16 protein-coding genes are annotated in these 23318 nt (G+C 41.5%); 9 read left to right on the top strand and 7 right to left on the bottom strand.

What is annotated here, in order from left to right; translation table 11 throughout:
• Window positions 1–615 precede the first annotated feature (615 nt).
• The 7 genes from B3317_RS04570 (at window position 616) to B3317_RS04540 (ending at window position 11513) form a co-directional block, all read left to right on the top strand.
• On the top strand, window positions 616–1593 hold the full coding sequence (locus B3317_RS04570) for a hypothetical protein (RefSeq protein ID WP_291109072.1): 978 nt from the start codon (window positions 616–618) through the stop codon (window positions 1591–1593).
• 68 nt (window positions 1594–1661) lie between these two features.
• Complete coding sequence (locus B3317_RS04565; protein ID WP_291109071.1) at window positions 1662–3098, top strand: IPT/TIG domain-containing protein; 1437 nt, start codon at window positions 1662–1664, stop codon at window positions 3096–3098.
• A 29-nt stretch (window positions 3099–3127) separates the two neighbouring features.
• A complete protein-coding gene (locus B3317_RS04560) occupies window positions 3128–6244 on the top strand; it encodes a SusC/RagA family TonB-linked outer membrane protein (protein WP_291109069.1) in 3117 nt (1038 codons plus the stop codon).
• Window positions 6245–6255: 11 nt separating this feature from the next.
• Window positions 6256–8319, top strand: a complete 2064-nt coding sequence (locus B3317_RS04555) for a RagB/SusD family nutrient uptake outer membrane protein (protein WP_291109067.1) — start codon at window positions 6256–6258, stop codon at window positions 8317–8319.
• Between the two features lie 19 nt (window positions 8320–8338).
• On the top strand, window positions 8339–9325 hold the full coding sequence (locus B3317_RS04550) for a DUF4973 domain-containing protein (RefSeq protein WP_291109065.1): 987 nt from the start codon (window positions 8339–8341) through the stop codon (window positions 9323–9325).
• Window positions 9326–9493: 168 nt separating this feature from the next.
• Complete coding sequence (locus tag B3317_RS04545; RefSeq protein ID WP_414647447.1) at window positions 9494–11089, top strand: alpha-galactosidase D; 1596 nt, start codon at window positions 9494–9496, stop codon at window positions 11087–11089.
• A 241-nt stretch (window positions 11090–11330) separates the two neighbouring features.
• Entirely contained in the window at window positions 11331–11513 is a 183-nt protein-coding gene (locus B3317_RS04540) for a hypothetical protein (protein WP_291109061.1), read from the top strand.
• 109 nt (window positions 11514–11622) lie between these two features.
• Here the strand turns inward: B3317_RS04540 and B3317_RS04535 are convergent, their stop codons facing one another.
• From B3317_RS04535 to B3317_RS04515, 5 genes are all read right to left on the bottom strand, one after another.
• Entirely contained in the window at window positions 11623–13119 is a 1497-nt protein-coding gene (locus tag B3317_RS04535) for a RagB/SusD family nutrient uptake outer membrane protein (protein WP_291109059.1), read from the bottom strand.
• Between the two features lie 13 nt (window positions 13120–13132).
• Window positions 13133–16336, bottom strand: a complete 3204-nt coding sequence (locus B3317_RS04530; protein WP_291109057.1) for a SusC/RagA family TonB-linked outer membrane protein — start codon at window positions 16334–16336, stop codon at window positions 13133–13135.
• Between the two features lie 702 nt (window positions 16337–17038).
• Window positions 17039–18187: a porin gene (locus B3317_RS04525; protein WP_291109055.1), complete on the bottom strand. Its 1149-nt coding sequence runs from the start codon at window positions 18185–18187 to the stop codon at window positions 17039–17041.
• A 34-nt stretch (window positions 18188–18221) separates the two neighbouring features.
• Complete coding sequence (locus tag B3317_RS04520; RefSeq protein ID WP_291109053.1) at window positions 18222–18878, bottom strand: SanA/YdcF family protein; 657 nt, start codon at window positions 18876–18878, stop codon at window positions 18222–18224.
• Entirely contained in the window at window positions 18878–19744 is an 867-nt protein-coding gene (locus B3317_RS04515; RefSeq protein ID WP_291109051.1) for a nucleoside phosphorylase, read from the bottom strand. The genes B3317_RS04520 and B3317_RS04515 overlap by 1 nt, the downstream gene beginning before the upstream one ends.
• Window positions 19745–19916: 172 nt before the next feature.
• Here B3317_RS04515 and B3317_RS04510 point away from each other — a divergent pair, with 172 nt between their 5' ends.
• Window positions 19917–20756 carry a sugar phosphate isomerase/epimerase family protein gene (locus B3317_RS04510; RefSeq protein ID WP_291109049.1) on the top strand — a complete coding sequence of 280 codons (840 nt, stop codon included), beginning with the start codon at window positions 19917–19919 and terminating at the stop codon, window positions 20754–20756.
• 32 nt (window positions 20757–20788) lie between these two features.
• The gene (rlmH, locus tag B3317_RS04505) at window positions 20789–21262 is read left to right on the top strand and encodes a 23S rRNA (pseudouridine(1915)-N(3))-methyltransferase RlmH (RefSeq protein ID WP_291109047.1); all 474 of its coding nucleotides are present in this window, start codon (window positions 20789–20791) and stop codon (window positions 21260–21262) included.
• A gap of 55 nt (window positions 21263–21317) precedes the next feature.
• Here the strand turns inward: rlmH and fabG are convergent, their stop codons facing one another.
• Window positions 21318–22064 (bottom strand): 3-oxoacyl-[acyl-carrier-protein] reductase, encoded by a 747-nt coding sequence (fabG, locus tag B3317_RS04500; protein WP_291109046.1) that lies wholly within the window; start codon window positions 22062–22064, stop codon window positions 21318–21320.
• Between the two features lie 126 nt (window positions 22065–22190).
• Window positions 22191–22781, bottom strand: a complete 591-nt coding sequence (locus tag B3317_RS04495) for a TetR/AcrR family transcriptional regulator (RefSeq protein WP_006801063.1) — start codon at window positions 22779–22781, stop codon at window positions 22191–22193.
• Between the last annotated feature and the right edge of the window lie 537 nt (window positions 22782–23318).

Genomic DNA, 23318 nt, shown 5'->3' with positions numbered 1-23318 from the left:
GTTAGTAATTTGCGGTTCTTTACTATTTAATTGTGTCTCAGAGGGGCGTTTTATAACTCTTAGACACAGAGGAATATCCAGTCGATAGGAGTTTTTTGTTATTTTCATTGTTATAATAATTACGAATAAGGTTAGTTGTTTAAAATCTCTGATCTACTGTTATCTTTTTTATTTTTCCATAGGCTATAAATTTTAGAGGTTAATAATTGGAGTTTTTAATATGAATGGATGTTTTCCCTTCTTTAAGTTTTGATAAGTGCGTATAGACGCAAAAAACCTTCTTCCGGAGAACTTTTTTGTTCCCGGGAGAGGGGTTTCTGCATCTATACGCACCTGTCAAAACTTAGAAAAGGGAAATCATCCATTCATATTCAAAAAACCAATTACTAACCTCTAAAATTTATCGCCTATGGGAAAGCAAAAAAGATAACAATAGATCAGAGAATTAAATCAACTAACCTTAATCTGAAAATAAAATAATGATCCGAAAATGAGGGTAATTACTTATCCCTCTAAGTAAGACTAAGAAATTTATTATAGAAAAAATTTAATCTTAATTATGAAAAAAACATTGACCATTAGTATTAATATTTCAAATTAATAAAATGTAACACTATGAAAAAATTAAAGTATCTAATGTATTTGACTGTAACAGTTTTGTGTACGTTATTGTCTTGTAGCAACGAATCCAATGATCTTATAACCGATAATGATGAAAAAGAACAAAAAGAAGAGAAAAAAGAGTTAAAATCCATTGTTTATACAGATAATTATATACTCGACACTAATCAAGGCCTTTATATCGCTCCAGGTATAGAATGGTGGCATAATAGGGAGGGAACTTTTGGTTGTTACTTATATGATGTTTATTATCTAGACACTCCTTATTCTCCGTATTCACCAAACAACTATTTCCATTATATAAATATTATTTGGAATGGATACCCGCCATATAATTATTCTAATTTCCGAGACTATAGAATGCAAGTACAATACCGGATTGGTAATTATGATTGGATAACCCCAGGAAATGTAGCTAACGTTGAGGGAGTTCCATACCGAACATATGGAATCTATAATATTCTGGGGCATGAGGCAGCTTTAGACCTAAATTCTACAGATTTCGCTTATGGTAATTTAGAAATCAGAATAAGAATGGTGCATAAAGATTTCCCAGGTCCAAATATTGGCACAATAACAGAACCGAAATATAATGCCAACTTAGTTTCCAAATGGGCTTATTGTAACCGCATAGTTAATAACATTTACGGTTCAGGAAGTCCTTTGTTAGGAGATCCAAATACTGGAGTATATGGAAGAATTAAAATTTATGTGAGTATACCTCCCGATTCAAATCATGATGATTATTCTTATTTTGTATCATTTGGGGAACATTCTTATGATAAAAATTTTGCAATGGGAGGGATTAATGGTTTTTATTGGAAGCCTGTTAAGACCGGAACAGTCAATGTTATTGCTCAAAAAAGAGACACTTCTTCTACCCCTACATATATAAAGACGGTTTCAAAATCAAGTGCGTATGATGCAGGTACAGAAAGTCTGACTTTTACCTTTTCATCAAATGAATTTTGAAAATATCATTAAGAACAGCTCTCTTAAGTATCAGTCAATAAAATATTTAAAACTCAATGAAAAACATTATGGAAAAGTTTAAATCTTGGTGGCGTATCCGGTGGATAATGCCGCTCCTGCTATTTCTTTGCCTCACAAGCTGCAAAGATAACAATGAGAACAGCAACAGCGCGCCTCCTTTTGATTCTTCCCAACCGGTAGTGATAACCAATTTCCTTCCTAAAGAAGGAGGTATAGGACAGCGATTGGTCATTTACGGAAAAAACTTTGGTAATGACCTTAGCCTTATCCGCGTATATATTGGCGGCAAAGAGGCCAAAGTGATAGGTGTGGAAGGTGAAAGCCTTTACTGTCTGGTTCCCGGAAAAGCAATAAAAGGAAACATCGAAGTATGGGTGGGAAAAGGAGACAATCCTGTCGTAGCCGAAGCCGGGGAAATATTCCAATATCAACGGAAGATGGTCGTTTCCACAGTGGCCGGGTATAAAACCGACAGGGATGACCAGGGATGGAAAGACGGGAAGTTTAAAGACCCAGATCCAAACAAAATGGCGGCAGGGTTCAGAAACTCGGGATGGCTGAAATTCGACCCGGTGAATCCTAAAAACCTGTGGATGGTATGTGATGGAAACGACGGGCTCTATCTGATAAATTTTCAGGACAGCACCATCACCAAAAGACAGGGAGGGTTTGACCGTCCCCGCGCAATTGATTTTACCATCGATGGGCAGTACATGCTTGTCGCGGAAGACAGGGGCGGAGAAGACGACCGGAATGTTATCAGGGTCGACCGCGCCCAAAACTTTGTGAACAAAGACATCATCACCAGGTATAAGCAATGCAACACGGTGGCGGTTCATCCTGTAAATGGCGAAATGTATTTCAACAGTTACGAAAAAGGACAATTCTACCGTTACGACCTGAACAAATATTTCAGCGAAGGATTGGGGCCTAAAGACTATGTCTCACTATTTTTTGTCCACGACCCGGAATGGGAATACCGTATCATTATACACCCTACGGGAAACTACGCATATGTAGTGATAGTCAATAAACATTATATCTTACGCGTCGATTACAACTGGGAAAAGCAACAGTTCAATCAACCCTATGTAGTATGCGGGACAATAAGGGAAAGCGGATATGAAGACGGCGTCGGTACCAGCACGCACCTCGATCAACCTTATCAGGGAGTGTTTGTGAAAAACACCGAATATGAGGCAGCTGGTAAAAGCGATGTATATGATTTTTACTTTACAGATAAATTTAATCATGCTATCCGTAAACTGACGCCTGAGGGCGCTGTAACCACATTCGCCGGACGGGGTAGTTCCAGTATCAATCCCAATCCTTATGGTTATATCGACGGGGATTTGCGTGAAGAAGCCCGTTTCGACCGTCCTACGGGAATCGCGTATAATGAAGGAGAACGCGCATTTTACGTAGCGGATGACGAAAATCGCCGCCTTCGTAAGATTGCCCTGGAAGAAATGGATGAAGAATAATTTAATTTATGAATAAACACATATCGATTATGAAGAAATTTTTAATAATATGTATGTCATTAATAGCCTTTTCTCTCAACACTTTCGCGCAGGAAACAGTTGAAGTGACAGGGCGGGTGACAGATGCCGGTAATGAGCCGTTAATTGGCGTAAGTGTCGCCGTGGCCGATGCTCCGGGATTGGGTACCATCACCGATGTGGACGGAAAATATAAGATAAAACTGGAAAGATACAAGAAGCTGGTTTTTTCTTACATCGGCTTTGAAAGACAGGAAGTCCTGATAAACGAACAGCGTGTGGTCGATATCACAATGAAAGAAGCTGAGTCCAGTGTATTGAAAGAGATTGTAGTGACCGGAACTGGTGTGCAGACAAAGCAAACCCTGACCGGTGCGGTATCTACGGTTAATATGCGGGACTTAAAGTCAAATCCGACGTCGAGCATATCCAATGCGCTGGCTGGTAATGTACCGGGTATTATGGCTATGGCTGTGTCGGGCCAGCCGGGGAAAAATATATCGGAATTCTGGATTCGCGGAATCTCCACATTTGGAGGCGGAAGCAGTGCGCTTGTGCTTGTAGACGGATTTGAGCGCGACCTGAACGATATTAATATAGAAGATATAGAATCTTTCTCGGTACTCAAGGATGCCTCCGTTACGGCTATTTACGGTTCCAAAGGAGCCAACGGCGTTATATTGATCACCACCAAACGCGGTAAATCGGGTAAGATAAACATCGATGTTAAAGTAGAAACCACATACAACACGCGTACTATTACGCCTGAGTTTGTCGATGGTTCTACCTATGCCAGCCTATTGAACGAGTCCCGTATCACCCGCAACTTTTCCCCGATCTATCAGCCGGAAGAACTGGAGATACTGCGTTTAGGGCTCGATCCCGACCTGTATCCGAATGTAGACTGGAAAGACCTGCTGCTCAAAGATGGCGCCATGGCATACCGTGCCAATATGAATATGAGCGGGGGAGGTACTACAGCCCGTTATTTTGTATCCGTCAGCTATTCGGACGAAGGTGGTATGTACAAAACCGATAAAGCGCTCAGAGAGGATTATGATACCAATGCGAATTACAAGAGATGGAATTACCGTCTCAACACAGATATAGACATCACCAAGTCCACTGTGCTGAAAGTCGGTGTATCGGGAATATTGTCGAAACGCAACAGCCCGGGAGTAGGTGATGAAAATAATAATGTATGGGCTTCCCTCTTCGGATATTCTCCTATACGTACACCGGTAATGTACTCGAATGGTTATGTGCCCGCTGTTGGTACGGGAGGGCAGACCAATCCATGGGTGATGGCTACACAGACAGGCTTCAATGAAAACTGGGAAAACAATATACAAACAAACGTATCCCTTGAGCAAAACTTCGATTTCATAACCAAGGGACTGCGTTTCACCGGCCACTTTGGTTTCGATACAGAGAATTCGAATAATATACAGCGCCGCAAATGGCCTGAACAATGGAAAGCTGAACGCAGTCGCAACGCGCAGGGCGAATTAGTTTTCACCCATATCTCCGATCCCAGTGAAATGGTACAGGGTGGTTATTCATCCGGTAACCGGCGCGAGTTTCTCGATTTAATGCTTAACTGGGACCGTGGATTTAACGGGCACAATGTCGGGGGAGCCCTTAAATATACAAGGGACGCTTTTATTAAAACTGTCGATTTAGGAACCGATATCAAAAACGGAGTATCGAGGCGTAATCAGGGATTGGCCGGACGCGTGACATATAACTGGAACCTGCGTTATTTCGCGGACTTTAATTTCGGATATACAGGTTCGGAAAACTTCGCCGTAGGCCAGCAATACGGATTCTTCCCTGCATTCTCGGCAGGCTGGAATATAGCTGAAGAAAAATTCATTAAAGACAAGCTGGAATGGATGAACATGTTCAAAGTTCGCTATTCCTGGGGTAGGGTAGGTAACGACAACTTAGGGGATATCCGCTTCCCGTATTTATACTCTATGGCAGAGATAGGGCACATGAACGATCAAAACATATGGGTACCGGAAGGAGGGTATCAATTGTCCGATTTCGGCACCGACCATTATATCGGAGGCTTGCGGTATACTCAGGTTGCTTCGCCGTATGTCACCTGGGAGATTGCTACCAAAAACAACCTGGGCTTCGATTTATCGCTTTTCGGAGATAAATTCCAGGCCAATGTGGACTTCTTCGATGAAAAACGTGAGGGAATATATATGGCGCGTAATTTCTTACCATCTATGGTTGGTTTGGAAAGTACTCCGAGCGCTAATGTGGGAGCAGTAAAATCAAGAGGATTTGACGGACGTATCGAATACAGGCAAAAACTGGGCGATGTGAACCTGACCGTCAGAGGCAATATGACATACAGTAAGAACGAAGTACTTGAAAGAGACGAGGAAAACAATGTATATGCATATCAGAACCAGGAAGGTTACCGGGTAGATCAGGCTAAAGGGTTGATATCCTTAGGTTTGTTTAAAGACTACGATGATATACGCAACAGCCCTACACAAACTTTTGGTACTGTTCAGCCAGGCGATATCAAGTATAAAGACGTCAATGGTGACGGTATTATAGACGACGGAGACCAGGTGGCTGTCGGCGCTACCCAGAGGCCTAATCTTATTTATGGCGCGGGTATATCCGCCAGTTGGAATGGATTTGATGTAAACGTACACTTCCAGGGCGCAGGGAAATCGACATTCTTCACATACGGAAAAACCGTGTATGCGTTCAGTGAAGGAGAATGGGGTACGGTATTAAAAGATGTAATGGGGCCTAACCGCTGGATAGCGGCCGATATTTCGGGCGACCCGTCGACAGAAGACCCGAACGCTTCGTATCCCCGGTTAAGTTTCGGCGGGAATGCGAACAACTACAGGAATTCGACTTTCTGGCTGCGAAACGGAGCGTACCTTCGCCTGAAAACGGTAGATATAGGATATACGCTTCCTAAAAACTTAACGAATAGGATTCATTGCAATAACATCCGGGTATTTTTGGTCGGGACCAATCTTTTGACCTGGTCTAAATTCAAACTTTGGGACCCTGAGCTTGCGACACCTCGTGGAGAAGATTATCCATTGGCGAAATCGATTACATTGGGCTTAAGTGTTAACTTATAAAATAAAGTAATATGATAAAGAAAATATATATTCTGTTATTGGTGCTGGGAGCAGGATTTTTCTTCTCCTGTTCGGATTATCTGGATTCCGACCAGTACTTCAAAGACCGTCTGACTACAGAGAAAGTATTTAAGAGTAAAGTATATTCCGAACAGTGGTTGTCGCATGTATTTCAAGAGTTTATGGATATAAACGCGGATGTGGCAAGTAAAGGGCATACGCCGCATTGTTTTGCAGACGATATGTACTATGGCGACCGCGACCATGATCTTGACCCTTCTAAGAATGAGCTATCGTACAATATGTTCAAAATGGGTGAATACAACGAAGGGGACAAGCAGGATTCATGGGTTAGATCCTATAGAGGAATACGGAATGCTTCGACTTTTATTCATAATATATATATGAATGAAGAAATGAGCCGCGACGAGATAGAGGATTACAGAGGCCAGGCCCGTTTTGCCAGAGCCTACCTGTACTGGTTGCTGCTGCGTAAATACGGACCTATTCCGATTGTCCCTGACGAGGGGATCGACTATACAGAAAGTTACGATGATATAGCTACTCCCCGCAGTACATATGAGGAGTGTGCCGAATATATAGCTACCGAGATGCAACAGGCTGCGAAAGAAATGGAGAAACTGGGTATGAGACGCGGGCAGGATGTTATCGCCCGCCCTACCTGCGGAGCGGCTTTAGCTACCCGCGCCAAGGTGTTGATATACGCGGCCAGTCCGTTAGCGAACGGCAATACGGCTGGCTGGGCTCAATTGTTGAAAGACGATGCGGGCAGGCCTTTACTTTCTCCGGACTACAACGAGGAAAAATGGGCTAAAGCGGCAGCCGCGGCCAGGGATGTCATCGAGCTCGGCGTATATGATTTATATTGGACTCCGCTTCGAACTACAGGCGACAATGTAGAACCCGCTACCATTGTTCCGCCAAGTGATGGCAATTTTTCCGAAAAAACATGGCCGGGAGGCTGGGCCAATATAGACCCATACCGGTCGTACAGGGATGTATTCAACGGGACATTAAGCGCATCGAGTAATCCTGAACTTATATTCACACGCGGGCAGAATCAGGGAGGCGAGAGTATTGTGAGCATGGTAGCGCACCAGTTGCCTCGTTCTGCTACAGGCTGGAATACTCATGGGCTTACTCAGAAATTAGTAGATGCGTATTATATGAATGATGGGACGGATGCCCCCGGCAAAGATAAAGAAATCGGACGGGGAGACGGTAGCAACCGTGTATCCGGATATGTGACACAAGAAGATTATGACGCCGGTAAATATAAACCTTTAAAGGAAGGTGTATCATTGCAATATGCCGACCGGGAGCCTCGGTTTTATGCCTCGGTATCTTATAACGGCGCTTTCTGGAATTTGCTGAACGAATCGCAGGAACGTAACCGTAACCAGCAGGTATTCTACTACCGTGACAATGCACAGGGGAACGGCTTCAATTCAACTAATGCATATTGGTTGCGTACAGGATTCGGCGTAATGAAATTTGTTCATCCCAGCGATACTTATGAAGGGGGAAACTCGTCCAGAATTGTAAATAAAGCAGAACCTGCCATCCGCTATGCGGATATCCTGCTTATCTACGCGGAAGCGTTAAACGAGCTGACAGGTTCGTACAATATTCCATCGTGGAAAGGCGAAGCATACACAATCAGCCGGGATATAACCCAAATGAAACGGGGAATTCATCCAGTACGTATCCGTGCCGGTGTGCCGGATTATCCGGAGACAGCATACTCGGAATCGGGACGGGACGATATGCGTAAAAGAATAAAACGCGAACGTTTTATAGAGCTTATGGGTGAAGGACAGCGCTACTACGATCTGCGCCGGTGGATGGATGCTCCGGTAGAAGAAGCTTTGCCTATATACGGTTGTAATGTGTTGATGACCGTAAACGACAGGGATTTGTTTCATCAACCGGTAGCCGTATGGATACTCAAAACCACTTTTGCCGATAAAATGTGGTTCTGGCCTATCAGCCATACTGAGTTGAAGCGCAACAAGCGCCTGACACAGAATCCTGGATGGACTTACAATGATTAATTATAAAATAAATGAATATATGAAAAAAATATATGGTTTGTTATCCTTGCTCGCTGTACTGATAATATTATTCAGTTCGTGCAACGATGAATGGAAAGATGAGCAATTTGAACACTATGTTTCTTTCAAGGCTCCCATAGGGGATGGAGGAGTAACCCCTATCTATGTTCGCTATAAAGACACTGACCCGGTGGTTTATCAGTTGCCTCTGATAGTCAGCGGTTCTACAAACAACGATAAGGACATGACAGTTCATGTGGCTACGGACCCGGATACGCTGAGAATCCTGAATTATGAACGTTTTCAGAGCCGTACGGATTTCTACTATAAAGAATTGACCAGCCAGTATTTTTCAATACCCGAAAGCGTAGGGATAAAGGCTGGGGAAAACACGTCTTTGCTGAATATTGATTTTAAGCTGGCCAATATTGACCTGGTAGATAAATGGGTGCTTCCGTTGACAATTTTAGATGATCCTTCTTATAATTATGTTGCAAATCCACGCAAAAATTATAAAAAAGCCTTGCTCCGCATCATTCCTTTCAATGATTATTCCGGAGTATACAGCGGTACGGCTCTGAAAGTCAACATGGCCGGATATGAAAATGAGACACCTATCGTTAAGGCTGAAATTCAATCGTATGTTGTCGATGAGCATACGCTGTTCTTCTATGCAGGGAATATAGATGAGGAACGTATAGACCGTGGAAGATACAAAGTCTATGCGACTTTCAGCGAGTCCGGAGGCGTGACGTTTTCTTCTGAAAACCCGGATATGAAACTGATTGTGAATAAAGATGCCAGTTATGTGGTGAGCGAAGTAATGGATGATGTCCGTCCATACCTGCTGCACCGTTATGTGACTATAAACAACATTGACTATCAGTTTACGGATTATACAATGATTCCAAATGTCGACATCGTATATAAAGTGACAGGTTCGCTGATTCTTGAACGCAAAATTAATACTCAGATACCTGATCAAGATCAGGCTATAGAGTGGTAGATAGGTAGTATTTAAGGTTGTGAAAGAAGAGGATGTTGCTGCTTATTTACGGTGGCATCATCCTCTGTTTTTTTATTATATTTAATATCTTTACGAAAAGAAATCATTATGAATATGAAAACTCGAATAGTATTGGTATTTTTTACTGTATTTATGGCCGGAAGAATGATGTCCATTAATATATCCGGCAGTATGGGTAATGAAAGGCCTGAGAAAGGTATATTTTCCCCGCCTCTGATGGGCTGGAGTTCATGGAATGCCTTCCGTGTAAATATAAGTGAAGACATAATTAAAGGACAGGCAGATTATCTGATTTCGAAAGGATTGAAAGACGCGGGCTATAAATTTGTAAATATCGACGACGGATTTTTTGGTGCGCGGGATAAGTCGGGCAAGATGCATGTCAATGCCGGGCGCTTTCCCAATGGTATGGAACCTGTGGTTAACCACATCCATCATCTTGGACTGAAGGCCGGAATCTATACAGACGCGGGAAATAACACATGCGGCTCTATGGCAGCGGAAGATCAGGATAAATCCGGTGTAGGTGCCGGAATTTATGGACATGAATTACAAGATGCCGAACTTTATTTCAGCGAATGGGGATTCGATTTTATCAAAATAGATTACTGTGGCGGTACGTATTTAGGATTGAGCGAGGAAGACAGGTATACATCTATCCGTAGCAACATAGACAAAGTAAAGAAAGGCATCGCCCTGAATATCTGCCGTTGGGCATTCCCGGGCACGTGGGCCAAAGATGTGGCTGATTCATGGCGTATAAGCGGGGATATCAATGCACACTGGAATTCGTTGAAATATGTAGTAGGTAAAAACCTCTATCTGTCGGCTTATGCAGGAGACGGACATTACAACGACATGGATATGATGGTTATCGGTTTTCAGAATAACAGCAAGGTCGGAGGTACAGGACTTACCCCGACGGAAGAGGAAGCTCATTTCGGTTTATGGTGTATTATGAGTTCCCCGCTACTTATCGGATGCGATTTGGAAAGGATGCCTGAATCTTCATTGAAATTATTAACGAATAAGGAACTTATTGCCTTGAATCAGGATCCGCTCGGGCTGCAAGCATATGTCGTACAACACGACAATGAAGGGTATGTATTGGTAAAAGATATTGAGCAAAAGAGAGGGAAAGTCCGTGCTGTGGCGCTTTATAATCCGGCCGATACGCCTTGTTCATTTTCTGTACCGTTTTCAGTGTTGGAATTTGAAGGGAAAGTGAAGGTAAGGGACTTAGTAAAACATACTGATCTGGGTAGTTTCTCAGGATCTTTTGAACAAAAGATACCTGCTCATAGCGCGATGATCCTGCGTATGGAAGGGCAAACACGTATCGAACCTGTATTGTACGAGGCCGAATGGGCTTATCTGCCCCTATTCAACGATTTGGGAAAAGCGCCGAAGGGGATTTTGTATGCGGTGGATGAAAAAGCTTCAGGAAAGATGAAAGTCGGTTACTGTGGAGGCAGTCCCGAAAACTATGCCGAATGGAAAGAAGTATACAGCAAAGAAGGCGGACATTATGATATGACAATTTTTTATTCGTTTGGCAATAACCGCAAACTGGAACTGACAGTCAACGGGCAAAAACAAATGCTCGAAGAACTCGGAATGGATGATAACCACTCTAAAATAACAGTGCCCATAGAATTAAAACCCGGGTACAATATAATCCGGATGGGAAATAACTATAACTGGGCTCCTGACATAGACTGTTTTACATTGACAAAGAAATAAGTTTACTTTTTCATGCCAAAACAATATTTAGACTATACTTGATGTACCAGCTTTGGATTAATTATTTCAAAACTAAAGAAAAGATAATTAAGAGCAAAAGGATAAGCTTATTTTAGTGTGTTTTTCACAATTTTGGGATGTACATAGCATGTATATGAATCTATGTACATCAGAAATAAAAGAGACTCATAATTTCTCATAAGCCTCTCATTGTCAATATAGCGGGTATAATGATATCGGTATGCTTATCGAACGGATGGATAAGCGGGATGAGATTATTGCCAAATGTATCAAGGACATGCAATTGACAACAGATCAGTATGTAAAACTTACTGAACTATCCATATTATTTAAATTAGTTATAACCCTATTCACACTTTGGAATACAAAAATTGATGGAATACGTTATAATACGATATATTAATACAAAAGAGACCGGGCCCGGTCTCTTTTGTATTTGATGCATCACTGCATTAAAAAGTGTTTGTATGAATTGGATGCAACATTATAAGGAGTGTATCCCGTCCCCTATATCAATAGTTTTTTTCCATCAATGTATTATAGTCTGTTTCTGCTTTAGGTATTTCATAATACCAGCCATTGTCTGTTGGTTGTTTTTCTAAGAATCCACAGAATGACTCTTTGAAGTTACTTCCTGTACGATAGAGTGGTAAATTCAAACGTTTCAGGTCAAACCAACGGAAACCTTCACCCCATAGTTCGATACGGCGATGATTCATAACTTCTTCCGCTAAAGCAGTTCCCGTATTTCCAGAATCGGTATATCCGGGATCGCGTTCTGCGATCAATTCCTGCAAATACGTCTTGGCCGGAGTATCCTGTCCTGAGCGGGCATACGCTTCAGCAGCTATCAAATAGAGTTCAGAAATACGCATGAAAGCAAAATCTCCCACCGCATCAGCCGTGGAGCGAGCCGTAAATTTACGATTTTGATAAACCCGTTTGTTATAAGTACTGACTGTTGGTACCGCGGCAGTACCGGTCGGGTCCCACCATTGGCGACGTAAATCGGTTGGCGACATCAGATCGTAAGTTGATTGGCTGATACATTTTATCCCTGTTTTGATGGAACTGGAGTTGAAGTTCCACGACATATACGCATAGAATGAATAGAAATACACCGTTTGGTCATCTTGGGTGATGGCGGCATACAAGGCTTCCTTAGTTGCTGTGGTAATGTTAGCAAATCCATTCATAAGCTCCGCCTGCTTCATGATCGATTTCCCGTTGGCTTTAGCCAGATTAATAGCAAGAACGGCCTGGGTAGCGGCTTCAGGATAGTTCTGTTGAGTTAAAGCGACTCTTGCCCTGAGTCCGGCAACAACAGCCGGGCTATAGTGATTAACAGCCGGGTTATACCCCTCCAGCAAAGTAGCTGCCGCCGTCAGATCCCTGTTGATTTTCGTATATACCTCTTCAACTGTATTACGAGCCATTTCTGTTACTTCCGATGATTCCCTGTAGGGGACGCCTAACTGGTTATTGACAGCTCCCGCGGCATAGCGTTTGGCGTAGTACTGAACGAGCTGGAAATGAGCCCAGCCCCGGATAGCTAAACATTCACCTTTGATCTGGGCTGCCAAAGGCTCTGTAGAGCCTGCATACTTAGTTTCTAAGTTCTCTAATATTTTATTGGCATTCAAAATAAATTGATAATAGGTATTCCATACGCCATAATTATAGGCAGAACTTGCGTTTGTGTTGATGGCCCATGTATGATGTGTTTGGTGCCATGTTTGTGTATCCCAGGTCATATCGTCCCCATGAGCTTCGCGTCCGATAATGAAGCCGGGCTCGCCGCCCAGCCCCTGATTACCCAGGTCTTGCGAAACCATCTTACGATGAATTCCGTTTAAGGCGATATACAAGCCATCCAATGTACTGCTGACTGTCTCCTCGGAAATGGCCCCTGTAGGCGTGGTTTCCAAAAAACTGTCATCACAACTTGAGAGCATAAATAATGCTGCAAGGGCGATAACGCTAATCTTTATTTTATATATCTGTTTCATAATTGTTTATTTTTTAGAATGACATGTTGAGGCCAAGCGTGAATGTTCTTGCCGGCATATATACGTTATAGGTAATACCATTGAAGTTTTGTTGAGGGTTTAAACCTTGCCTTGCTTTCAACATAAACAGGTTTTCTGCATTGAAAGTAAGTTTGGTTTCCCGTATCTGCACTTTATTAAGCAGGTTCTTAGGTAAAGTGTAAGATAGATTCACTGAACGCAAGTTCAAATAGTCTGTACTTACCAGCCAACGGGTAGAATACGATTGTCCTACATTGGTATTATGTGCGGCTGTCTTGTCGAGGCGGGGGACGTCGGTCACGTCGCCTTCGGCTTGCCACGCCCTTCGTACATCTACACTCATTGCATAACCGTAATTAGCCATATCCATCATGCTGAGATATATATTGTCAAGGGTTTTACCTCCCAGCTGATAGGAGAATACAGCGCCTAACGAAAATGCTTTATAGGCTACATTGAAATTGAAGCCTCCAAACCATTTAGGAATGGCAGTTCCGCTAAAATCATACTTCGCGTAACTATAAGAATTTGTCACAGGTACACCATTTATTTCTTGTACTGTTTTTTCGATAGCAGCGGTTAATGTACCCTTTTCCTTATTGTAAGCATCTGTATCCAGCAGATATAAGCCATCACCATTAGCAGGATCGACCCCATACCATTGTCTCAACCAAAATTCATAGATAGAACTGCCTTCCATCAGTTTTTTGGAACCGTCTATAAGTCCGTTCTCTTTGTTTTCGTCCGGCATCTTCAGTATTTTGTTTGTGATGCGTGTAGCATTCGCGCCTATATTTACCGCCCAATCGCTATTCTTAAATACCTGATAGTTAACATCGAGTTCTATACCGCTGTTTCTCACTTTACCGATGTTCTGCAACTGTGAACTTGCCCCCGTGGAAGTAGGCACATGTACATTGAACAGCAAGTCTTTGGAGTCTTTCTGAAAATATTCGATCGTTCCGGATAATTTACCGAATAAAGCAAATTCAAGAGCCGCATCTTTAGATATTTGCGTTTCCCATACAAGATTTTTATTGGACAAAGTAGAGAAATACACTCCTGCGTCGGGCCCATTATTGATACCCAGGTCATACAATGTCTGATAAGGGTAATAATCATTGTTACCATCGGCATCAAGTGTACGGTCAACACCGGTTTCTCCATAAGAAACCCTTAATTTCAGATTGTCCACCCAGTTTATATCCTGCATAAATTTTTCTTCGGAGATTCTCCAGGAAGCGCCATAAGACCAGAAATCTCCCCAGCGGCTATCTTTGGAAAAACGGGAAGTGCCATCATGCCTGTAAGAGAAAGATCCATAGTATTTATTATCATAATCATAGTTCAAACGAGCCAGATAGCCTTCCTTTTTATAGGTGTCCGTATAAGAAGAAACACTGCTGATAGTTGTAAAGTTAGGAAATTCATGTACGCCGCTGAATATTTCACCCACTTTCATGGAATATAAATATTCGTAAGAATAAATATAAGTTTCATGGCCGGCCAAGACATCGATGTGATGCTTGTCTATCGATTTATTGTAGCCGATCAATTGATTCAATGTTTGCGTTGTACTCCGGGTAGATGTGAGAGATAAACGTCCCGGGCCGGCAGTTCCGTCCCCTACTAACGGGTTTTCATATACTCTGGCACGGTAATCGGTACCATCGATGCTATAATTAGCGGTAAGCGTTAAGTTGGTGATGGGCGTCAAGGTGATATATGTACGCCCCGATGCATCATTCCGGTTAAACTGACGGCTATTATAATCTGTTTCCGCCAAAGCATCACGGCCGTTGCCGGAGAGCCGCGCCCCACTGTAGTCCCAAATATATTCTTTCGGATTGGTGGTCGGATTACCGGCGGCATCCAGGTAGGCTCCGGTATTCAGGTCATGCCTGTGTACAGGATATATAGGAGCCATGACCCTGACAAAACGGGTAAGATTACTATAAGAACTTGAACTACTCTGAGTAGAAGATGAATAATTAGATTGAGAACGCGCATAAGCCAAATTCACCCCTGACTTAAACCATTTAACCGGATTGATGTTGTGATTTAAGCGTGCTGACATACGGTTGAAGTTGGTTTTCATCATGTAGCCTTTTTCATCAAGATAAGATATGGAAGAATAGGTGTCGCTTTTATCAGTTTTGCTATTATAACCGAGAGAGTATTCCTGACGATAACCATTTCCGAAAGCAGCATCTTCAAAATCCAGGTCATCCGCCCATTTAAGCTTGGTAGCTGCGGGATTTAGTTTACCGTCCAGACCAACGACTTCACCATCGGCTATACCCACGAATGGATTATATTTCAACGTACTCACAATGTCTCTGGAAGCGATTTCGGCAGCTTCAGCTTGCGATTTACCGCTGGTAACACCCGAATTTTTCAACATCTGCCATTGCAGTGGGTAATACTCATATGCGTCTACTTTAGCATAATCAGCATAAGCCCTGTTTGACCAGCCTTGTGTAACATTTAATGTTACACCTGCTCCCTGCCTCCCTTTTTTTGTTGTGATTAAAACAACGCCATTACCTGCACTTGACCCATATAAGGAGGTAGAGGCAGCATCTTTTAAAATAGTCATTGACTCAATGTCACTTGGATTGATACTGGCGAGATTCCCATTATAAATAGACCCGTCTAAAATATAGAGGGGTGCATTGGAAGCGTTCACAGAACCAAATCCACGGATACGAATACCTACCGACTCCCCGGGTTGGCCCGTAGTAGTACTTACTTGTACACCGGTAGCATTCCCTTCGATCGCCGATAGGGCACTTGTAATAGGGCGAGAACTAATTTTATCAGAGTTGACAACAGAAGCAGATCCTGTAAAAGATGATTTTTTTGCAGTTCCGTAAGCCACTACCATTACTTCATCCAACAACTGAGAATCATTTTCCAAAGTAATTTTCAAATTTGTTCCGGCAGCAACCTCTTTGGTCTTCATGCCAATAAGAGAAATTACTAATGTTTTCTTATCCGCTGAAACATTCAAAGAGAAATTTCCGTTTACATCTGTTATAGTACCAGTAGAGGTACCTTTAACTACAACTGATGCCCCGATGGCAGGTTCCCCCAACTCATCAACAACAGTTCCTGAGATCTTTGTCGTTTGCGCCGCAATGTATCCTATACTTAGTAATAAGCAGGATAAAATTAACACCACTCTTTTCTTCATAATAATTGTAATTAATAGCTAAATATTGTTTTTATATCAACTCGACATTATAATTTGATAATATTTCTTCAGGCCTGATTCGCTCTTCAGTACAAACGCAAAAAGACCTCCATTCAGGAAACTCATATGTTTCCTGAATGGAGGTCTTTTGTGATAAAATGATAACCGGACACTCTTTATTACATCCGGTTTGTTGTTTTTGTGCCTTTTTTTAGCTAAATGTGTTCTCTCTCTCTCTCTCTCTCTAACAAAATATAGCTAACCTCCAAATTTTCAACCGGAAGAATAAAGTCTGAAACGGATATTTTTTCGTTGATTTGATTTCTTGGGGCCATATTAAGGGGATTCATCTTTATTTTACAATTTAGAAATAGAGATTACAGACAGCTAATCATATAGTTGGTCTCTACTTCAGAGAATTCGTCTATGGATTGATGTAGCAAAGATATTAAAATATTTTAATGCTAGCATAAAGAGGTGTTAAATTTTTACAATTTAAACTATAAATAGGTAAAACTCAGGTATGATGAACATTTTATATTTATTATTATCTTATAATCAAATAGATAATCTGATGGCTATATTACTTTAGCTTTGGCTTTATTAAATATATCAAATCTGGTAGTCCAAAAAGGAATATTCCGGCCTTGTCGTTGTTTATTAAAAAATATACTTTTTAGTTGTAATCCTTATCCGTGAATTTTAGAATACAATCTGCATTTGTCCCAGAACGACATTCGAATTTGGCGCATCCCACTTATTTGAGTAGTCGGAATAAGTATAGTTTAGTTGGAAACGGCACGATTTATAGAAGTAATAATTTACCCCTAAGGTATAATCCATCACTTCACTATTTATATTTTTATTCTGATTCAGATAATCTACCTTAGCAAATGCATTCAACTTCTCCGGAATGAAATACCATAACCCCACACCATGGATACCCTCTTTGCTGATACCCCCATCGTTGGCCTTTATCCATTCGGCGCGTGCATATAATCTGTTATTTTTATAATCTGAACTGACAATCCAACGGTTTCGCACATGGTCGTTTCTTTCATTTTCCCCGGTCTTTATGTATGTAGCTTCGCCAAAATACCCGCCACCACCTATGCGAAATCCTTTTACAGGTTGCAGCATAATATTGGCTGTAAAATCCTTCGAATTATTTGTTTCACTGGTAACGAGGCCTGTCCCCTGATATATTCCCAGTCCATATTCGAGAAGATGATGAGTACCCTTATTGATGAGGTTTCCGGATATCTTTATACCCATGTCGCGCCCGGCGTTATTCTTATTGTTTTGTAATTTTAAAACATCATCTCCCATACCTGCAAGTGCTGAGACAGAACGGGTATTGGTGATCGATTCCAAAGCAGTAAGAGAGAATTGATTTTCGAGGGAAAAAGGTGTTTTCATTTGCCCTACCCTGAGGTTAAAACTACCTGAGGGAGTCCAGTCGACATAATATTCTGTTAACGTAGGATTTACAAATTCCATCATTGCAAAGTATTTGAAATCTTTAAATATCTGCCCTTGCATATGTAAAAAGACAACTCTGGTGCTCAAATCATGCTTTACCTTGTTTACATCGCTATACTTATACAGCAATAAACCGTATCCCCCGAATTGCATATATGGCGTGTTGAATGCTTGTCTTATTTTTTCTACAGACTGGGTAAATGAATTATTCTGACTATCCTTATTTGATGATGCCCTCAGCGAATCAGCCTCATCCTGTGTAAGTATATTCTTTTCTACTAATTTTTTTAGAAGTTCTCTGTTCGGATCTTGCGAGTAGGCCAAAGAGCATGCTGTAAATAAAGAGAGTGCGAGTAGAAGTTTCTTCATAAAGTCTTTTGAATGGTTTTATTGTTTATATAAATTAATTGATGTTTATAGGTTCTCCAAGATGTTTTGGCCCTTTACCTGTAATGATATCGACAAAGACTTTCACCCGTGCGAATAGTTCCCTTATTTTTGTACGGTACGAAAAGCGATTCAGATCAGTATCCTTCGCGTTATACCCATATGCCTCCAATCCGTAATATTGGGCCAGGAATACGGCTCTTTCGTTATGAAACTCCTGAGATACGATAATAAAAGATTTTTGTCCGAATATCTCGCTCATTCTCACTACGGAGTCGAGCGTGCGCAATCCGGCATAGTCCATGTATATAATATCCCCGGGAACTCCGGCCTCAACCAGAGCGTCATACATATCCTGAGCTTCATTGTAATCTTTTGTGCTGTTATCGCCGCTTACTACAAATGCTTTTACTTTTCCGGCATCGTATAATTCTTTGGCCGCCCGGATACGGTATGTAAAATATAAATTTTGCCGGCCTCCTATATATCTGGCTGCTCCCAATACTAATGCAGCCTTTTGTGCAGGAATGCTATCAGTGTTATTATGGACGTAATCTTTAGTGTCATGGGGGATTTTCCAGTTAGCAAGAAGAACTGCCAATCCGATAATTATCAGAGGTATAAGTATTATCAACAAAACTTTAGTTAATTTCTTTTTCGTGTAAGGCTTCATTAAATGCGGTCTAGTACTTTTTTAATTAAATCTTCAATTGAACCTTTATAATTTGCGTTTGATTCTCCGGCAAGACGGTTGGCGATAATGGTACACACAGTCATGGCGCGATGTCCCATCAGTCGTCCCAATCCGGCGAGCGGAGCACTTTCCATCTCATAATTAGTTATCATATCTTCTCCAAACCGGAATGTCTCTATCTTACTGTTCAGATCAGGATTCGCCAAAGGTATGCGCACATACCGCCCCTGCGGGCCATAAAAGCCGATGGCGGAAATAGTCACTCCTTTTATCATGTCATATCCGATTTGTTCCACAAGACTCTCGTCTGCTTTGACCACATAGGGTGCGCAATGCCGGGGATTCCAGCCTACATATTCTTTGAATGCCGCTTCAAAGTCGTTCAATGTAATACTGTTTCGTCCGTCATAGTAGTTTAGAACGCCGTCGAATCCGATCGATTTAGCCGCTACTACATATGAGCCTATCGGACAGTATGGTTGTAATCCGCCTGACGTGCCTACCCGCACCATTGTCAGTTGCTTGAAGTCTTTTTTTACTTCCCGGCTATTGAAGTCCACATTGGCTAAGGCATCCAGTTCCGTGAGAACAATATCAATATTATCAGGCCCAATGCCGTGTGATATGGCTGTTATGCGTTTATCTTTGTAAGTCCCGGTGATAGTATGAAACTCACGGCTTTGTATATTACATTCTATGGTGTCGAAAAACGAAGCTGTGAGCGTAACTCTTTCGGGGTCGCCCATCATTATTATTTTATCTGATAGTTGTTCCGGTTTTATATGCAGATGGAATATACTGCCATCACTATTGATAATCAATTCGGAATTAGGTATTATTCGCATAATATTTCTATTTAGTGTTTCGAAATGCAAAGATATGGAATTTTGTCCATCAGGGAGATTGTAAACGATATAAAGTAAAAGGTAAACAAGTTTGATTTTATTTTTAACTTTGTAAAATACTTACGGGTTATTCTTTCCTTATAGATAAATTTAATATTAAATGATAATAACCATGAAAAGAAAACTAAGCGTATTTTTATCAATTATTTGCAGTTGCATACTCCTTTCTGCTAGCGGCCTGTATGCAAAAGAACCGGAAAGGAATTTAAGGGATGACGGAGAACTGTTTAAAGTTGCCATTGCGGGTTATACTTTTGTTAACTTCAACTTAGATGAGACATTGAAGATGATGCAGGAAGTAGATGTTCATTATCTATGCATTAAAGACTTTCATTTGCCTCTGACCAGTACCGATGAGGAGATTGCAGCTTTTCATGCGAAACTTGCAGCCCATAACGTCACCGGGTATGCGGTAGGACCTATCTATATGAAAACAAAGGAGGAAGTAGACCGTGCTTTCGACTATGCAAAGCGGGTAGGGGTGAAGTTAATTGTTGGTGTTCCTAATCATGAGGTATTGCCCTATGTAGACCAGAAAGTGAAAGAGTATGACTTTAAGTATGCCATTCATCTGCATGGCCCTGATATCAAGCTATATCCGAATGCTACGGATATATACGAGAATGTGAAAGATCTGGACCCGCGTATTGGTATGTGCCTCGATATTGGTCACGACGCCCGTGACGGACAAGATCCTGTTGCCGATCTGAAGAGGTATAAAGACCGTGTGTTTGATGTCCATATGAAAAATACAACTGCAGCCAGTAAAGAAGGTAAAACCGGGGAGATCGGGCGCGGTATCATAGATATCCCTGCATTTGTGCGTATGCTTCGCGAAGTAAAATACGACGGGGCTTGTAGCCTGGAATACGAGCGTAATATGAAAACTCCTTTGGCGGGGATAGCCGAATCTATCGGATATTTCAGGGGAGTGATAGATGCTACGAAGTAAAATCCTTATTTTTGCAGGCTAAAATTATTCTAATGAAAATTACCCTTCTTGTTATAGGCAAAACAGATGCCGGTTATTTCATCGATGCAGTGAGTGAGTATCAGAAGCGGCTGGAGCATTATGTCCCTTTCGAAATACAGGTTATACCTGATATAAAGAATACGAAGAGCCTTACTGCCGGTCAGCAAAAAGAAAAAGAAGGCGAGCTTATCCTTCGGAACCTGCAAGCGGGTGATTACCTGGTCTTACTGGATGATAAGGGAAAAGAATATACGTCTCTGCAATTTGCAACCTACATTGAAAAGAAGACACATGCGGTAGCCAAACGCCTTGTTTTTCTGATTGGCGGCCCTTACGGCTTTGCCCGGAGTGTGTATGATAAGGCGAATGAAAAGCTAACCCTTTCGCGTATGACCTTTTCTCATCAGATGGTACGCCTGATTTTTGTAGAACAGTTATACCGGGCGATGACAATATTGAATAATGAGCCATATCACCATGAGTAAAATAAGAACGGGTTCAGCTATAAGTTGAACCCGTCTCCTTATATAGATATAAATCTTACATATTCATACCGCCACAAACAGGAATAGCCTGTCCGCTAACATATGAAGAAAGGTCAGAACCTAAGAATACAGCTACATTGGCCACATCTTCCGGTGTGCCGCCGCGACGCAATGGAATTTGTTCCGCCCACTTTTGTTTTACTTCGTCAGATAATACGCCTGTCATTTCTGTAATGATGAATCCCGGACAGATACAGTTGGCACGGATACCTCTTGAGCCAACCTCTTTAGCTATCGATTTGGCCAATCCGATCATACCGGCCTTAGATGCGGAGTAGTTTGTCTGCCCTGCATTACCGGAAAGACCTACAACTGAGCTCATATTGATAATGCTGCCACCTTTCTGTTTCATCATAATGGGGGTAACAGCATGGATGAAGTTGAATGCCGATTTCAGGTTGATATTGATAACCATATCCCATTGTTGCTCGGTCATACGCATCATTAATCCGTCACGGGTAATACCGGCATTATTTACAAGGATATCGATCTTTCCAAAATCTTTCATTATTTCTTCTACCACTTTATGTGTATCTTCGAAGTTTGCAGCATTAGAAGCGTATCCTTTAGCTTTTACTCCGAAAGCGGCGATTTCTGCTTCAGTGGCTTTCGCGTTATCATCTATCGCTAGATCGGTGAATGCAACATTGGCACCTTGTTCTGCATATTTTAGGGCAATGGCTTTACCTATGCCGCGGGCTGCACCTGTAATGACAGCGGTTTTACCTTCAAGTAATTTCATAATTTAAAATATAAATATTATAAGTAAAATAAAGTATTTTATGCGACGTTATTTGATCTTAACCGATTATTGTTATTGCAAATACAAAAGTAATAAATAGGTCTGTGACCTTAATTTAGTTGATAATCATTTCTTTTTTTTGATTCCTTCGAATATCAGATAGGCGATATTTTCGCGCTGAGATTCCGTTTTCAGACTTTCTGCTCTTATCTGCCCTCTTATATAAGGTACTTCCAGGCCTTTGAGTGCATGGTGAAGTATTTCGGCAGTGGCTTGTGTGTCGGGCATTTCGAAAGTGCCTTCTTCTACTCCTTTGGTTAATATATCGTTGAGTACCTGGATTTCCTTTATGTCAAATGATTTGCGTACGTTCTGCACACGCCAGATGTCACGGAAGAAGTCGGCTTTTAACGTACCGTTCCTCACTACAACGTTCTTTACCGCATCGAACCTGGTATAAAAGAAAAGGAGGAGTTTCTCATCGGCAGGAAGTTTCTTGCTCGCTACCGATTGCAGGGCGTGGTACATCTGGTCAAGCTCTGTTTCCAATACTGCCTGATAGACTTCATTCTTATTGTTGAAGTAGGTATATAATGTACGGCGGCCTTTATGCGAAGCCACAGCAATATCATTCATGGTTGTGTTATCCACACCCAGTTTTGCGAATAATTGACGAGCTACGTCAATTAATATATTTCGGGTTTTGTTTATGGCCATATATCAAAACTGCACACAAATATTCTAAGTGTGCAAATTTAGTATAAAAATATTGAATATATAAGATTTTAGATGTTTTTATCAGTTTTTCTTAGGATATACCAGAAAACGGAATCTGGCCGCTTATATTGGAAAAGGTTTTTTTCAGTTAACAGTTAACAGTCATCAGTTAACAACAGGTAAGATGTAAAAACTTTGCGTCTCTGCGTCTTTGCGTGAAACAAAATAAAGTGTCTTGTAACTCGTAACTTAAAAAAACTTGACTTACGACTTATTACTTAAAACTCATTACTTGCTAAAAGGTAACAAAGGTTACACTTATTTCAGTAAACAATAAACAACTTGTATCTTGTCTACTTGTAACTATTCCTCCGCTCGCGCAGACGTCCCGTCTGTGTGTTGCGTAGCAAACATTTTTGCCCTGTCAACAAGACACGGACTGGAAGTCCGCATCAGCGGGGAAACACTGTTTACAGTCAACAGTTAGCAGTCAACAGTCAACAACCCGTAAGATGTAAAAACTTTGCGCCTTTGCGT

The organism is Dysgonomonas sp. UBA7710, assembly GCF_002482385.1.
GTDB lineage: Bacteria > Bacteroidota > Bacteroidia > Bacteroidales > Dysgonomonadaceae > Dysgonomonas.
Note: the sequence above shows the minus strand (reverse complement) of the source record. Positions and strands in the feature narration are given on the sequence as shown.

Bases quoted from the DNA above. Each gene is read 5' to 3' on its own strand.
- B3317_RS04570 (WP_291109072.1), top strand. From the start codon at position 616: ATGAAAAAATTAAAGTATCTAATGTATTTGACTGTAACAGTTTTGTGT.
- B3317_RS04565 (WP_291109071.1), top strand. From the start codon at position 1,662: ATGGAAAAGTTTAAATCTTGGTGGCGTATCCGGTGGATAATGCCGCTC.
- B3317_RS04560 (WP_291109069.1), top strand. From the start codon at position 3,128: ATGAAGAAATTTTTAATAATATGTATGTCATTAATAGCCTTTTCTCTC.
- B3317_RS04555 (WP_291109067.1), top strand. From the start codon at position 6,256: ATGATAAAGAAAATATATATTCTGTTATTGGTGCTGGGAGCAGGATTT.
- B3317_RS04550 (WP_291109065.1), top strand. From the start codon at position 8,339: ATGAAAAAAATATATGGTTTGTTATCCTTGCTCGCTGTACTGATAATA.
- B3317_RS04545 (WP_414647447.1), top strand. From the start codon at position 9,494: ATGTCCATTAATATATCCGGCAGTATGGGTAATGAAAGGCCTGAGAAA.
- B3317_RS04540 (WP_291109061.1), top strand. From the start codon at position 11,331: ATGCTTATCGAACGGATGGATAAGCGGGATGAGATTATTGCCAAATGT.
- B3317_RS04535 (WP_291109059.1), bottom strand. From the start codon at position 13,119: ATGAAACAGATATATAAAATAAAGATTAGCGTTATCGCCCTTGCAGCA.
- B3317_RS04530 (WP_291109057.1), bottom strand. From the start codon at position 16,336: ATGAAGAAAAGAGTGGTGTTAATTTTATCCTGCTTATTACTAAGTATA.
- B3317_RS04525 (WP_291109055.1), bottom strand. From the start codon at position 18,187: ATGAAGAAACTTCTACTCGCACTCTCTTTATTTACAGCATGCTCTTTG.
- B3317_RS04520 (WP_291109053.1), bottom strand. From the start codon at position 18,878: ATGAAGCCTTACACGAAAAAGAAATTAACTAAAGTTTTGTTGATAATA.
- B3317_RS04515 (WP_291109051.1), bottom strand. From the start codon at position 19,744: ATGCGAATAATACCTAATTCCGAATTGATTATCAATAGTGATGGCAGT.
- B3317_RS04510 (WP_291109049.1), top strand. From the start codon at position 19,917: ATGAAAAGAAAACTAAGCGTATTTTTATCAATTATTTGCAGTTGCATA.
- rlmH (WP_291109047.1), top strand. From the start codon at position 20,789: ATGAAAATTACCCTTCTTGTTATAGGCAAAACAGATGCCGGTTATTTC.
- fabG (WP_291109046.1), bottom strand. From the start codon at position 22,064: ATGAAATTACTTGAAGGTAAAACCGCTGTCATTACAGGTGCAGCCCGC.
- B3317_RS04495 (WP_006801063.1), bottom strand. From the start codon at position 22,781: ATGGCCATAAACAAAACCCGAAATATATTAATTGACGTAGCTCGTCAA.